General features: G+C 44.1%; 13 protein-coding genes and 1 pseudogene. 5 read left to right on the forward strand and 9 right to left on the reverse strand.

Translation table 11 applies throughout. From position 1 onward, the window contains the following. Positions 1-89 precede the first annotated feature (89 nt). On the forward strand, positions 90-887 hold the full coding sequence (bacA, locus tag NLX82_RS21040; RefSeq protein ID WP_075154762.1) for an undecaprenyl-diphosphate phosphatase: 798 nt from the start codon (positions 90-92) through the stop codon (positions 885-887). A gap of 129 nt (positions 888-1016) precedes the next feature. Here bacA and NLX82_RS21045 read toward each other — a convergent pair whose 3' ends face one another. The 7 genes from NLX82_RS21045 to NLX82_RS21075 form a co-directional block, all read right to left on the reverse strand. Further along, positions 1017-1343, reverse strand: a complete 327-nt coding sequence (locus NLX82_RS21045; RefSeq protein WP_013312008.1) for a thioredoxin family protein — start codon at positions 1341-1343, stop codon at positions 1017-1019. A gap of 148 nt (positions 1344-1491) precedes the next feature. Beyond that, positions 1492-2343: an aldo/keto reductase gene (locus tag NLX82_RS21050; protein ID WP_254349043.1), complete on the reverse strand. Its 852-nt coding sequence runs from the start codon at positions 2341-2343 to the stop codon at positions 1492-1494. 339 nt (positions 2344-2682) lie between these two features. Further along, positions 2683-3426 (reverse strand): alpha/beta hydrolase, encoded by a 744-nt coding sequence (locus NLX82_RS21055; RefSeq protein WP_068938266.1) that lies wholly within the window; start codon positions 3424-3426, stop codon positions 2683-2685. Positions 3427-3459: 33 nt separating this feature from the next. Next, the gene (locus NLX82_RS21060) at positions 3460-4440 is read right to left on the reverse strand and encodes a siderophore ABC transporter substrate-binding protein (RefSeq protein ID WP_068938267.1); all 981 of its coding nucleotides are present in this window, start codon (positions 4438-4440) and stop codon (positions 3460-3462) included. Positions 4441-4452: 12 nt separating this feature from the next. Continuing rightward, positions 4453-5211 (reverse strand): iron ABC transporter ATP-binding protein, encoded by a 759-nt coding sequence (locus tag NLX82_RS21065; protein WP_028541804.1) that lies wholly within the window; start codon positions 5209-5211, stop codon positions 4453-4455. Continuing rightward, on the reverse strand, positions 5205-6155 hold the full coding sequence (locus tag NLX82_RS21070; protein ID WP_028541803.1) for an iron chelate uptake ABC transporter family permease subunit: 951 nt from the start codon (positions 6153-6155) through the stop codon (positions 5205-5207). The genes NLX82_RS21065 and NLX82_RS21070 overlap by 7 nt, the downstream gene beginning before the upstream one ends. Beyond that, positions 6145-7098 (reverse strand): ABC transporter permease, encoded by a 954-nt coding sequence (locus NLX82_RS21075; protein WP_023990357.1) that lies wholly within the window; start codon positions 7096-7098, stop codon positions 6145-6147. The genes NLX82_RS21070 and NLX82_RS21075 overlap by 11 nt, the downstream gene beginning before the upstream one ends. 328 nt (positions 7099-7426) lie before the next feature. Between NLX82_RS21075 and NLX82_RS21080 the strand changes: the two genes are divergently transcribed. The 4 genes from NLX82_RS21080 to NLX82_RS21095 all read left to right on the forward strand — a co-directional run bounded on the left by NLX82_RS21080 (position 7427) and on the right by NLX82_RS21095 (position 12341). Beyond that, positions 7427-8104, forward strand: coding sequence for a response regulator transcription factor (locus tag NLX82_RS21080; RefSeq protein ID WP_023990358.1), 678 nt, complete (start codon positions 7427-7429; stop codon positions 8102-8104). After that, a complete protein-coding gene (locus NLX82_RS21085; RefSeq protein ID WP_068938310.1) occupies positions 8101-9018 on the forward strand; it encodes a sensor histidine kinase in 918 nt (305 codons plus the stop codon). The genes NLX82_RS21080 and NLX82_RS21085 overlap by 4 nt, the downstream gene beginning before the upstream one ends. Before the next feature lie 108 nt (positions 9019-9126). After that, a complete protein-coding gene (locus NLX82_RS21090; protein ID WP_068938268.1) occupies positions 9127-9804 on the forward strand; it encodes an ABC transporter ATP-binding protein in 678 nt (225 codons plus the stop codon). Then, complete coding sequence (locus tag NLX82_RS21095; protein ID WP_068938269.1) at positions 9801-12341, forward strand: ABC transporter permease; 2541 nt, start codon at positions 9801-9803, stop codon at positions 12339-12341. The genes NLX82_RS21090 and NLX82_RS21095 overlap by 4 nt, the downstream gene beginning before the upstream one ends. 189 nt (positions 12342-12530) lie before the next feature. On the opposite strand, the pseudogene NLX82_RS21100 reads toward NLX82_RS21095, so the two are convergent. Continuing rightward, a pseudogene (locus NLX82_RS21100) lies at positions 12531-12846 on the reverse strand (transposase); the annotation flags it as partial. A gap of 289 nt (positions 12847-13135) precedes the next feature. Beyond that, positions 13136-13603 carry an Lrp/AsnC family transcriptional regulator gene (locus tag NLX82_RS21105; protein ID WP_023990362.1) on the reverse strand — a complete coding sequence of 156 codons (468 nt, stop codon included), beginning with the start codon at positions 13601-13603 and terminating at the stop codon, positions 13136-13138. Between the last annotated feature and the right edge of the window lie 28 nt (positions 13604-13631).

Genomic DNA, 13631 nt, shown 5'->3' on the forward strand with positions numbered 1-13631 from the left:
CTTGTGTTCACTCCTACTGAAATGACATATTCCCAGGGCAAACGGCTTAGGTCGTTTGCCCTGCACGCGTGTAAGGAGGAGCTAGTAAAGTGGATATTTTATCTTCTATTATTATGGGAATTATTGAAGGACTGACAGAGTTTTTGCCGGTCTCTTCGACGGGTCACATGATCCTTACGGCTAATCTTCTAGGATTAAACACAGAGAATGATACGGTCAAAACGTTTGAGGTTATCGTACAATTAGGTGCTGTGCTGGCAGTCGTCGTATTATACTGGCGCAGATTCCTGAGCCTGTTTGATTTCAGACGCAAAATCTCGAGTCAGCCACGTCTAAACCTGTTACATATTATTTTAGCCATGATCCCAGCGGGGCTAATTGGCGTACTGTTCCGTGATGTAATTAAGCAATACCTGTTTGGTCCTGAAACGGTTTTATACAGTTTGGTGATCGGGGGCCTGCTCATGATCGCGGCTGAAAAATTTCATCCGCCTATTAGATCACATACGCTGGATGAGATCACGTACAAACAAGCTTTTACGATCGGTTTGTTCCAAGTCCTAGCCCTATGGCCAGGATTCTCCCGTTCAGGCTCAACCATGTCTGGGGGCCTATTCGCACGTGTAAGCCATACGGCAGCCGCGGAATTTACATTCCTCGTATCTGTTCCGGTCATGCTGGGTGCATCGGGTATTGATATGATCAAAAGTATGGATCATCTGTCTATGAGTGATTTCCCAGTGTTCGCGGCCGGCTTTATTACTGCCTTTATCGTCGGGATGCTGGCGATCAAAACATTCCTCGGTCTGCTCAAACGCTTGAGCCTGACTACGTTCGCCATTTACCGCTTCGTGCTGGCGGCTGTGTTCTTTTTCATTATTTTATAAGCCATCGTTTGGTACCAATAAATAGTAAAAGGGATATCCATAGGATCTGAATGATCAGCCTTGGATATCCCTTTTACTATTTTGCTGAAAGGAAAGATAGTCTGGAACTATCCCTATCATGCGTTCTGATTATTGTTTGGATTCCAGCGTAGTCAAATATTCCGAGATTTGAGCTGGCGTTTTAGCGTATTTGCTGTGCAAATGAGCAATTTTTTCGCCATTACGGAACACGAGCAGACTCGGAATGCCGCGCACTTGATTTTCTTCTGCAATCGGCTGGAATTTCTCCGCATCAAGCGCAAAGAAACGCTTATCTGCGTTTTCCTCAATAATGCCGTCCATAAATTTATCCAGTGTCTTGCAATCCGGACACCAGGTTGTATCAAATTTCACGACAGTCAGACCGTCACCATTAATTAAATCCTGATATTGCTGCTGAGATTCGATGCGTTCCATTCGTTGGTCCCTCCTAGAGTGTATTTATAACGTCTCCATATTCACATATGAATTATAAACCGAGGCTTATTCCTATATTGTAATGATTCTTTTATAAATTGCAACTGGGACGGGTACATGTTTGACACTTGTCCTATACTTGCTCGGATTAGCGGTATTGCGCATCATACCGATTGGCTCGGCTGATTTGCTGTAGCGTCTGCCGCTCTTGCCTGGTTAGCGGTGCAATATCCGCAGCAGAAATATTATGCTCCAATTGTCCCAAAGAGCTTGCACCCGGAATAACAGCAGCGACAGTCGGATGAGACAGGCTATAACGGATCGCTGTCTGACCCATACTCCGGTCCGCACCTGCAAATGCCTTTAATTGCTTACGCACGTCCAGCAGCTCTGCTTCATTGTAGTCCAGATATCCCTTGGCTATCTTCCCTTCCCCTTGGTCAGCCAATACACCACTGGCCACTGGCCCACGTGCAATCACGCTAATTCCCCGCTCCTGAAGCAAAGGCAGTACCTCTTCCTCTGCACGCCGATCCAGCAAACTATACTGATTCATAACACTAACGATATTCGAGCGTTTGACATATTCACGGATGACATGAGGGCGAATTGAGGAAATACCATAATAACGGATGACTCCCTCCCGCTGCAATTGCTCAAAAGCCTCTATGGTTTCGTCCATCGGATCGTCAATCGTCCCTCCGTGCAACTGATACAGGTCGATGTAGTCCGTTCCAAGGCGGCGTAGGCTCTCTTTAACAGCAGACAGAATATATTTCTTGGATGGGTCCCATCCCCAGCCCTCCTGCCCCGGTAGACGCCGATTGCCAACCTTGGTCGCCAGGATGACCTCCTGTCGCCGTCCACGGATCGCTGCACCTACGATTTCTTCATTGCGTCCGTGCTGGTACAAATCGGCTGTATCCAACAGGTTTACGCCCCTGTCTAGCGCTTCATGAATCAAGTAAACACCTTGCTGCTCATCCGTACCGACCGACATACATCCCAAGCCAATCTCACCTACCAGCAAATCTGAAGATCCCAGGCGGTTTTTTTCATTTATGCTCCCCTCACTTCCAATAACGTATAATTTTAAATTTTTAATATTTCTCTATTGAATCAATTTCATAAATGATTAAACTAACGAAATGTAAACCTCATATAGACAAATTAAACCATTTTGATCTATATGTACTCTTTATTAAAGCTACTCAAGGTATTATGAAATTGATTCTATTATACGAAAAAAAATATACAAAAAAAACAACCCCAAAGGCATAGAGACTCCACGCTCTCCAATCCTTTGAGGTTGTTGTATGAAATTCGTATTCCATTCATGCTATCCGAACAGCCATCGGACGGCCTTAGGAAATTGACGCTGAAAACAATCCACACGATGCACCGCATCCTGATCCAACTCAAGGAGCACATCTTTTGCATCCAGTCCCTGTGTCCGCAGCACCTCGTGTGCCTGGAGGGTCAGCGGAACCATATCTTTTTGTACATTCGTCTTCCCTTCACCTTCACGGGTCCCGACAGATATATAAAAGCGATGTATCCCATCCCTCACAGTTGCACAAGATGCAGATTGCATATAACCAATCATACCCGGATACCAATACGAGCCTGAGATGGAACCGACGCGTCCGAATATGTCCTTATACTTGAAGACGGCATACATGGAAATTAATCCGCCCAATGAGGCGCCGATGATTCCCGTATGCTCCGGTCCGGTTTTTACCGGATATCTCCCCTCGACGTACGGCATTACTTTTGTAACCACAAACGCCAGATAGGCATCTCCGTCACCACCAAAAGCAGGTCTTCCTTCTACTAAAGCAGCTGCCTTCCAAGGCGTATAATCATCCAGCCGATTTACGGGCTGAATACCTACCAGCACGACACGGGGCAACTCTCCCGTAGAAAAACCTCTTTCCAGCTCATCCAACCCGCTTAGAAATAAAGAGCTGCCATCCTGCACATACAGCACAGGATACAGCTCATTATGACTCACGGAGACGGGAGGTGTATAGACGTGCACAAGGTACCCATCTAATGGAATTTCATCTACATGACCTTTCATCCTACACAGTCCCCCATGATGTGAATGTATTCATTACAGTGCAGCATCCATTTCCTTGATCATTTCAGACACAGATTCCAGACCATTACCTGACAGGTACCAGTAGTTAGGATCAAGGTATACAATATGACCGTTTTTAAATGCATTGGTTTTCTTCACCAGTTCATTCTCAATGGTTTGTTTACCTGTAACCTGTTCCTTGCCTTCCTCGACCACCACAGCCCCACGGTCAACAACAAAAATATAATCCGGATTTTTTTGCTGTACATATTCAAAAGAAACCTTTTGTCCATGCGTGGATACTTTAATGCCCGGATCTACAGGGGTTACGCCAAAAGCATCATGAATGATACCGAAACGGGATTGTGAGCCATATGCGCTCAGGCTTCCTTCATTCGTCAGCACGATCAGTCCTTTAGCTTTGCTCGCTACAGCCTTGTCATGTACGGCCTTGATGGAGCTATCAATCGCAGCCAGTTCCTGCTTGGCAACATCCTCTTTGTCGAAGATTTGACCCAATGTTTCAACGTTTTTCTTAAAGGAATTGATATAATCCTTGGTGTCTACAGCCATCGAAATGGTCGGTGCAATTTTGCTCAACTCTTTATATGCATCAGCTTGTCTGCCGCCGATGATGATGAGTTCAGGAGACAGATCACTGATTTTCTCGTAATCCGGTTCAAACAGCGTGCCCGCACTTGCATATTTGGAATCTTTATATTTGCTCAAATACGTAGGAAGATCCTGCTGCGCTACTGCCGCAACGTCAACGCCCAGCTTATCCAGCGTATCCAATGAACCAAAATCAAAGACAACGACATTTTTTGGATTAACTTTGACTTGGACCGGGTTTTCATCCAGTGCGTGTTTGACCGAGATAGTTTTGGATTCCGTTGTTGCAGCAGAGGAGTCGTTTCCAGTCGCTTCCGGTGTTGCCGGAGCTGCTTTGCCACAGGCTGACACGATCAGTACCAATGCAAGCATCAGCGTTAAAAACATCATATTTTTCTTCATTTAACATTCCCCCTAAGTGAAATAAACGCAAATTTTATGGTCACCAATCTGTTGAATCGGAATATCCATATCGTACAAATCCTTTAATACCTGACTATCAATCATCTCGTCAGCCGTTCCTTGTTTTAGCAACCTGCCATCCTTCATCCCTACAATATAGTCTGAATAGCAGGAGGCGAAATTAATGTCATGCAACACGACCAGAATCGTTTTGCCGAGATCATCCACCAAACCGCGCAGCGTCTTCATAATCTGAACCGAATGCTTCATATCCAGATTGTTCAGCGGCTCATCCAACAGGATGTATTCTGTGTCCTGAGCCAGAATCATGGCAATAAAAGCCCGCTGTCGCTGTCCCCCACTAAGCAAATCAATATGCTTATCCTTCATATCCTCCAGTCCCATGTAGGCCATAGACTGCTCCACCATTTTGCGATCCTCGCTGTTCAATCTGCCCTTGGAATACGGAAAACGGCCGAAGCTGACCAGTTCCTTCACGGTTAAGCGGATATTGACATCGTTCGTCTGTTTTAAAATAGATATCTTCCGGGCTAGCTCCTCACTTTTCGTCAGACTCACGGCCTGCCCGTCAATGAGGATTTCTCCCTCATCACTGTCAGTCAGGCGACTGATCATCGACAACAAGGTGCTTTTTCCAGCGCCGTTAGGTCCAATAAAGGAGGTAATGGTACCTTTAGGTACAGTGACGGATACCTGATCCACCACATTTTTATTCCCGTAGCGTTTGGATACGTTTCTGACTTCTACCATGACTTATTCTCCCGCAGCAAAAGGTACAGGAAGTACACCCCCCCGATAAAGTTAATAATGACACTGACCGTTGTCGATAAGTCGAATACTCTTTCTGCCAGCAGTTGGCATCCTGCCAACGCAATGACACTGACACAAATAGAGGCCGGAATAATATAACGATGCTGATAGGTTTTCATCACCTGATAAGCCACATTGGCCACAATTAACCCTAGAAACGTAATCGGCCCGACAAGTGCCGTGGATATGGAGATAAGAATCGCTACGATAATTAGCAGCCTTTTGATAATAAAACTATAAGGGAGCCCTAAATTAATCGCATGCTCTCGTCCGAGCGACAGCACGTCCAGATACTTGATGAATCTCCACGCATAAGCAAATACGAGCACAAGAATGAATACAGAAAGCCACAGTAGTTCGGTGTTTACATTACTGAAGCTGGCAAAGCTCTTGTCTTGGATTTTCGCAAATTCGTTCGGGTCAATCAGTACCTCCATAAAGGTAGACAGACTGTTGAATAGTGTGCCGAACACCAGACCGATCAGCAAAAGTACATAAATCCCGCGTCCATCTTTGCGGAAAATTAATTTGTATAGCAGTCCTGCGAACAGCACCATCAGCCCTACCGACAGCAAAAAGTTCAATTCTTTGCTGGTCGAAATGAAAGGGACGGAACCAAATGCAAAAATAATCGTCGTCTGAATCAGCATATACAGTGAATCCAGTCCAATAATACCGGGAGTCAAAATCTTATTATTCGTAACCGTCTGGAAAATAACTGTTGCAAAAGCAATGGAGCCACCTGTCAGAATGAAGGCTGCGATCTTTTTCAATCGTCGTGGCAGCGCGTAATGCCAGGTATGTGGAAGATCTATAAACACGAAAGCAGCAATCAACACAAGCGCGGCAGCGGCTAATATTCCGATTTTTAATTTAGGATTCATAAGCCCTTCTCCTCAGCAGCAAATACAAAAACAACGCGCTCCCGATCACACCAACCGTAAGCCCTACAGAAATTTCATACGGATAAATGATCACCCGTCCCAAAATATCGCAAAACAGCACAAAGACGGCGCCCAAGATCGCTGTATGGGCCAGGCTTTTTTTCAGATTATCCCCCATATACATGCTGACCAGATTGGGTACAACCAGCCCCAAAAAGGGAATCGTTCCGACCGTTAAGATGACAACAGAAGAAACCAAAGCCACGATCACCAAACCGACATTGACGGTGCGCTTGTAATGTACACCCAAGTTGGCCGCAAAATCCTCACCCATGCCTGCAATTGTAAAACGATTCGCATATATGTACGCCAACGCAACCAAAGGAATACTAAGATATAGCATCTCGTAGCGACCACTCATGATTAGAGAAAAGTCTCCCTGCATCCACGAAGAAATGCCCTGGATCAGATTGTATTTGTAAGCAAAAAAGGTCGTTACCGAATTTAAAATGCCTCCAAACATCAAACCGACAAGCGGGATAAATACCGGGTCCTTGAAACGGATTTTATCCAGTATTTTCATGAAAATCAGTGTTCCCCCTAGAGCAAATCCGAAAGCCGTCAGCATCTTCGTCCAAAATCCTGCTGCTCCAAACACCATAATAGCCATCAGCACACCCAATCGTGCCGCATCCATCGTCCCTGCAGTGGTGGGAGAAACAAATCGGTTCCGGGTAAGCTGCTGCATAATGAGCCCACAGATACTCATACTCGCCCCTGCAATAATGATACTGATCAATCGTGGGAATCTGCTAATCAGGAGTACCTGCGCCTGATCGTTGGTTAAGTGGAACACATCAAGTGGAGTTACATCATGAACACCGATAAAAACCGAGGCGAAGGCCAGTACCAGAAAAGCCAGTATTAAATAACGCAATTTCATGTTCTAACCAAGGGAGCCTGTTCTCCAACAACCTGTACCAAGCTTCGGCCCTGTCCTCCCCTCCAATAATGATAATGATTATCAAAATCAACTAGCATAAATTATATCAGTCATACCGTATCTGTCAATGTGATGAGGTTTTAAAGCTGGACAAAAAAGCTGCAGAGAACTTTCTCGACACCCCACCTGGACAACCCAAGGAGCAAATAAGAGTAAAATCCGGTAAACTGGAAATAGAGAGTTTGGGAGCCCTTTTTTATGTTTATGGTGAGCAGTTCTGGAAACCGAGTTCATTAACTTTGGTTAGTAAAAAAATAGGAGGAGAATGATGAATCACATATTAATCATCGAGGACGATATCGCCTTGAGTAACGGTATTGTTCTTGCCCTTAAAGAACCTAACAACGTATTTACGCAAATGTATGACATAGCTACTGCAAAAGAACAATTGAACGTTACCGCCTTTGACCTAGTGATTCTTGATGTAAATTTGCCGGATGGAAGTGGACTCGATCTGTTAACCCATATACGAAAAAGAACAACTTTACCAGTCATCGTTCTGACTGCGAATGATATGGAAACAGATGTCGTCACTGGTTTTGAGCTGGGTGCTGACGATTATATAACCAAGCCTTTCAGTCTTATGGTACTGAGAGCAAGAGTTGGCGTTCAGCTAAAGAAATCCAGATACTCGCTTGCAGACTCCATTCAGCTAGACAATTTTTCTTTTTCATTCGAGAGAATGGAATTTATTAAGAATGGTACACCTATTGAACTAAGTAAAACTGAGCAAAAATTGTTGCGTATCCTAGTCGATAATCGAGGCAACACCGTTTCGCGCGATCATTTGATAGATAGCATCTGGACTGATGGAGCTGAGTATGTAGGTGAAAACGCATTGTCTGTTACAGTAAAAAGGCTACGGGATAAATTAGAGGATTCCCCCTCTTCTCCTCTATACATTAAGACGGTTTATGGGCTGGGCTACACATGGGCGTTGAAATGACAACACTCCTCTATATATGTATTGGAATTGCCGTTGTTGCTGTATGCACCGCTGTGTGTGCTATTATGCTTTATCGCAGGAGCATCCATAAAACAATGAAAACCATTGAGAACATGCTGGATGCCGCGATAAATGGCAGCTTCTCGGAGGATGTCTTTGATGAATCCGTTCTCTCTGCAATAGAAGCTAAATTTGCGAAGTTTCTTTCCATTTGTTCCGTGTCCTCCAAAAATCTGCTTGCCGAAAAGAATAAAATAAATGAGCTGATTTCCGATATTTCACACCAAACGAAAACACCATTGGCTAACATCCTGCTTTATTCCCAACTACTTAGCGAATACGAACTATCGCAGGATACCTCCACTTGTGTGAAAGCTCTATCTGCACAGGCCGAAAAGCTTAACTTTCTTATCCAGGCATTGTTGAAAACATCGCGGCTTGAAACGGGGATTATCACGGTATCGCCAAGGCGAGAATCTGTTCAAAAGCTCCTTGATGCTGCACTGGAGCAAATGATGCCAAAAGCAGACGCCAAAGGGATTTCAGTTGTTATGGAGGACACAGTTACCCATGCTTATTTTGACCTAAAGTGGACGAGTGAAGCTGTCTATAACATTATGGATAACGCCATAAAATATACAGAGACAGGCGGAAGCATGAATATAAAAGTAATGGCATACGATTTGTTTTGCCGAATTGATATTACCGACAACGGCATAGGGATTGCAGAAGATGAACAAGGGAATATCTTTACCCGCTTCTATCGCTCCCCTACTGTAAACACGCAGGAAGGTGTCGGTATTGGACTGTTTTTAGCTAGAGAAATCATCGCTGCGGAGGGTGGTTACATCAAGGTACGGTCACGCTACGGCAGTGGCTCCACCTTTTCTATTTTCCTTTCTATGGATACTTAATTCTTTCAATACCGTTAGATTTCAGAAAGATTGTAGAAAGATTAGTGTGTTAATGTCTGTACTGTAGATGACTACGATCCAGACATTTTTTTGTGGAGGAGAACGTATATGGCTCTATTAAAAACTCAGGCACTAAAAAAGCATTATGGTAATGGGGATACTGCTGTTCATGCCTTAGACGGCGTGAATCTGGAGGTGGAAAGCGGTGAATTTGTCGCCATTGTCGGTACGTCCGGGAGCGGCAAATCTACTCTTCTTCATATGCTGGGTGGACTTGATCGTCCGACAAGCGGAAGCGTTACGATTGACGGCAAAGATATTTTTTCATTGAAAGACGAAGAATTGACCATTTTTCGCAGACGAAAGATTGGCTTCGTGTTTCAAAATTACAACCTGGTGCCTGTCTTGAATGTCTACGAAAATATTGTACTGCCCATTGAACTGGACGGTAAAGAACCGGACGAAACTTACATAGATAAAATTGTACATACCTTGGGCCTTGACCACAAAATGAATAATCTGCCAAACAATCTTTCCGGTGGACAACAGCAACGTGTAGCCATTGCCAGAGCACTGGCAGCCAAGCCCGCAATTGTCTTAGCAGATGAACCCACCGGAAACCTGGACAGTAAAACCAGTCTGGATGTGATGGGGTTGATCAAAGTATCCAGCCAACAGTTCCGCCAAACGATAGTGATGATTACCCACAACGAGGAAATCGCGCAAATGGCAGACCGGATCATCCGGATTGAGGACGGTAAAATAGTTGGCGGTGAAGGCAAATGATCAAGGTAAAGAACAAAAAAGTAATCCGCAATCTGGCTGATAAGAGTTTCAAAGTGAACAAAACCCGTAACATTATTGCCATTGTTGCCATAGCACTAACCTCATTGCTATTTACAACACTGTTCACTATGGGGATTGGCGCTGTGGAAAACTTACAACGGGCGACCATGCGCCAGGTCGGTGGAGATGGACATGCCGTACTTAAATATATAACGGATGACGAATTTAATCATGTCAAGGATCATCCGTTGATCAAGGAAATAGCTTATAACCGTATATTAAGCGATCGAGTTATGAACGATAATTTTCTAAAACGCCATACGGAGTTCTGGTATTACGACGATGTAGGGATGAAGCTTGGTTTTATTGAGCTTAAAGAGGGGCACAAGCCTGCGGCGGAAAATGAAGTAATCGCAGACTCCAAGACGTTGCAGCTATTGGGTGTTCCACTGGAGGTTGGAGCACCTTTGAGACTAAAGCTTGACATACGAGGTAAAGAAGTACAGCGTGATTTTATCCTCTCCGGCTGGTGGAAAAGCGATCCTGTGTTTAACACAGGACAAATATTCGCCTCCAGATCCTATGTCGATGCTCATGCTCAGGAATTACAAAGCAACTATAAAAAGGATCACTTCTATACAGGAACCATTAGTGCATATATGATGTTCGACAACAGCCTTGATTTGCAGGGAAAGCTCAGTAAAGTGATTACCGAAAGCGGGTATTCGCTTGACGAAGAGGCACCGAACTATATCGCGAATAATGTAAATTGGTCATACATCTCGACCAATTTCAGTATGGATGCGGGAACAATCATGGCACTTACTTCTGCCCTGATACTGATCGTATTTACCGGCTATTTGATCATCTATAACATTTTTCAAATATCGGTGATGCGAGATATTCGTTTTTATGGTCTTTTAAAGACGATCGGCACAAGCGGCAAGCAGATCCGCCGGATCATTCGCAGACAGGCGTTAGTTCTTTCAGTGATAGGAATCCCGTTTGGATTAATAGCAGGTTTTTTTGTCGGTAAAGCACTTATACCACTTCTTATGAACAACACTACCTTTGCTGGCACCGAGATATCGGTATCTCCCAACCCATGGATTTTTATAGGATCGGCTTTGTTCGCGCTCATTACCGTAATGATCAGCACTTTCAAGCCAGGCAGGATTGCGGCAGCTGTTTCGCCGGTTGAGGCAGTAAGATACACAGACGGAAATACCAAGGGCAGCCGTAAGCTGAAAAAATCCACCAAAGGCGCTAAAATGATCCACATGGCTCGCTCCAACTTGGGGCGCAATACAAAGCGTACCGTGTTGGTAGTCATCAGTCTTTCGTTGAGCCTTGTACTTCTTAACACGGCCTTCACCCTGTCTAAGAGCATTGATATGGATAAGTTTGTATCCAATTTCAATGACACCGACTTTCTCATTGCTCATGCTGAATATTTCCATAGCCCCTTTTTTAAAGGCCCTGAAAATGAGACCTCCGAGAGTTTTATTCAGGCTGTACAGACACAGCCCGGCTTTGAAGAGGGCGGTCGCTTGTACGGCGGCAAATTAGTGCTTACTGTCGAGAATGGAAAAGACACCCATGAGGACGATGTGACTGACTCTCGCGGCAACTTCATGGCGACAGTATATGGGCTGGAAGATTTACCATTGCACCGTTTGCAATTGCTAGACGGTGAGCTTGATTTTGAGAAGCTGGCTTCCGGTAAGTATATATTGGAAGGGGTAGATTTAGATGACCATAACATCCCCCATATGGAAGAAGCTCTTTATAAGGTGGGTGAAAAGGTCACGCTTCACAGTTATATGGGAGCAGCAGAAGCTCCGCTGGATAAAGAGTATACTACGCATGCATTCACAGTGCTTGGTCATGTTGCAATTAAATATATGACCAATTCTGATCGCCTTTCAGATAAGTATAATTTTTATCTTCCAGCGAATATTTACAAGCCGCTTGCGGAGCAACCTGCTGTGATGAGCTATGCCTTTAATGTATCCCCTGATCAGGAAGAGGCCATGGAGGTTTTTTTAAAAAGTTACACCGAAACTACAGAGCCGGTAATGAACTACACATCCAAATTTACTTCAATGAATGAGTTTTCCGGTATGCAAAACACCATCATGATGATCGGCGGCACGCTTAGTCTGATTATCGGCCTAATTGGTATCCTCAACTTTGTAAACGCAATTCTGACGAGTATATTGACACGGCGTCAGGAGTTTGCCATGCTGCAAAGTATCGGCATGACCAAAAAGCAATTGCGGGGTATGCTGATCTATGAAGGGCTATATTATGTTCTCGGCACCGCCCTATTCTCCATTTTATTAGGGATCATATTTTCTATTTCAATTGTGAAACCCCTAAGCAGTATGATGTGGTTTTTGAGCTATCACTTTATAATCTGGCCACTTCTAGTCTTATTACCTTTACTGTTATTGCTTGGGATATTAATTCCATTAGTGGTTTACTCTTTGAGCAACAAACAAAGTATTGTAGAGCAACTTCGGCAGGCAGAATAGATTTACTGAGAAATTCCAAAATACCAGTGTGAATAATAAAAAGATGACTCCTGATCAATTCGAGGCCACCGAAAAACCAGCCTTTCGTGAAAAAAACAAGAACACGAATCAAAAAGACGACGGTTTATTCTGAATTCACAGAATGAACCGTCGTCTTTTCTCTTGCTCTCCGCCTCATGTGGCCCTTGCTTACTCCATCAGTTTCAATATTCGTTTTAAATTGACAGTGAATATCGCCATAGCCCCCTGGATTTCCATACCTATCAGACCCGAGGAGGACGCTACATCGTACCCGTGTCTGTGCTTCAGTTCACTATTCTTCGCCTCAATTTTGTATCGTTCTTTGGCCTTGGCTTTAAAGCTTTCGCTTTCTTGAAACGTAACTTCTTCAAATGCTCATGGCTTTTTATACTTTTTTGCCTTCACGCGCTCTGCGGATCGCCAGATGTCCAGCTTTGCATACGTACATTCCCGCATCTTTGTTAAACTCGAACTCGTCTTGTCGTGACAATAGGTTTCGTTCAGTTCCTCATAAATAAAGCTAAAGTCCACCAATTCGTCCATTCTTCCGTAACAGATGGTCTTTGGGAATCAACAGATTGTATAGTTCAATATATGGACTTAGACCATGCTTTGCTGTTTCGGAAGCACCGGAACCACCCGCCTTTATTTGGATATTTTAATTATACCGAAAAAGCGAGACAGTAACCTCTGTTATGGAGGAACTGTCTCGCTTTAGAATTTAGGACTTTTTCAGTGGCCTCGGGATATCCGGGGTTGTCTTTTTTTCATCCTTAATCTTTTTCTGAATGAGCAGCTCCACTTGCTTCTTCCAGAGAATGAATGAGAAGTCTATGATCGATCGGTGACGACATGACAAGCAGGCTCGTGTAGGTTCCATACTTATCGCACTGGTTGCTAAACTCTTCGAGGGTGCGTGTCGAGCTGGTCACTACTTTTAATAAATAACTGTGTTCTCCGCTTATACGATGGCACTCGGCAACATGTGGAGATGTATGAACAAAATCAAGAAATGCATGGCAATCTCTAGTCCGAAACAATATATAGGCTGCCGTATCCTTTCCTATTTTTTCAGGAGAGATGATAGTGCGATACCCCTTGATAATACCTTTTTCTTCCATTCTTTTAACTCGTTCTGTTACAGCAGGTTGGGATAAACCCACGCATTTCCCTAGCTCTGTCATTGAAATTCTCGCCTGACTTTGAAGATAAAAGAGGATTTGTTTGTCTACATGATCCACTTTGAATTCTCTCCTTTAAATTTAACGT

The sequence above is a fragment of the Paenibacillus sp. A3M_27_13 genome, assembly GCF_024213315.1.
GTDB classification, from domain to species: Bacteria; Bacillota; Bacilli; order Paenibacillales; family Paenibacillaceae; genus Paenibacillus; species Paenibacillus polymyxa_B.

Bases quoted from the DNA above. Each gene is read 5' to 3' on its own strand.
- NLX82_RS21085 (WP_068938310.1), top strand. From the start codon at position 8,101: ATGACAACACTCCTCTATATATGTATTGGAATTGCCGTTGTTGCTGTA.
- NLX82_RS21055 (WP_068938266.1), bottom strand. From the start codon at position 3,426: ATGAAAGGTCATGTAGATGAAATTCCATTAGATGGGTACCTTGTGCAC.
- NLX82_RS21095 (WP_068938269.1), top strand. From the start codon at position 9,801: ATGATCAAGGTAAAGAACAAAAAAGTAATCCGCAATCTGGCTGATAAG.
- NLX82_RS21090 (WP_068938268.1), top strand. From the start codon at position 9,127: ATGGCTCTATTAAAAACTCAGGCACTAAAAAAGCATTATGGTAATGGG.
- NLX82_RS21060 (WP_068938267.1), bottom strand. From the start codon at position 4,440: ATGAAGAAAAATATGATGTTTTTAACGCTGATGCTTGCATTGGTACTG.
- NLX82_RS21075 (WP_023990357.1), bottom strand. From the start codon at position 7,098: ATGAAATTGCGTTATTTAATACTGGCTTTTCTGGTACTGGCCTTCGCC.
- NLX82_RS21080 (WP_023990358.1), top strand. From the start codon at position 7,427: ATGAATCACATATTAATCATCGAGGACGATATCGCCTTGAGTAACGGT.
- NLX82_RS21050 (WP_254349043.1), bottom strand. From the start codon at position 2,343: ATGTCGGTCGGTACGGATGAGCAGCAAGGTGTTTACTTGATTCATGAA.
- NLX82_RS21070 (WP_028541803.1), bottom strand. From the start codon at position 6,155: ATGAATCCTAAATTAAAAATCGGAATATTAGCCGCTGCCGCGCTTGTG.
- NLX82_RS21045 (WP_013312008.1), bottom strand. From the start codon at position 1,343: ATGGAACGCATCGAATCTCAGCAGCAATATCAGGATTTAATTAATGGT.
- NLX82_RS21065 (WP_028541804.1), bottom strand. From the start codon at position 5,211: ATGGTAGAAGTCAGAAACGTATCCAAACGCTACGGGAATAAAAATGTG.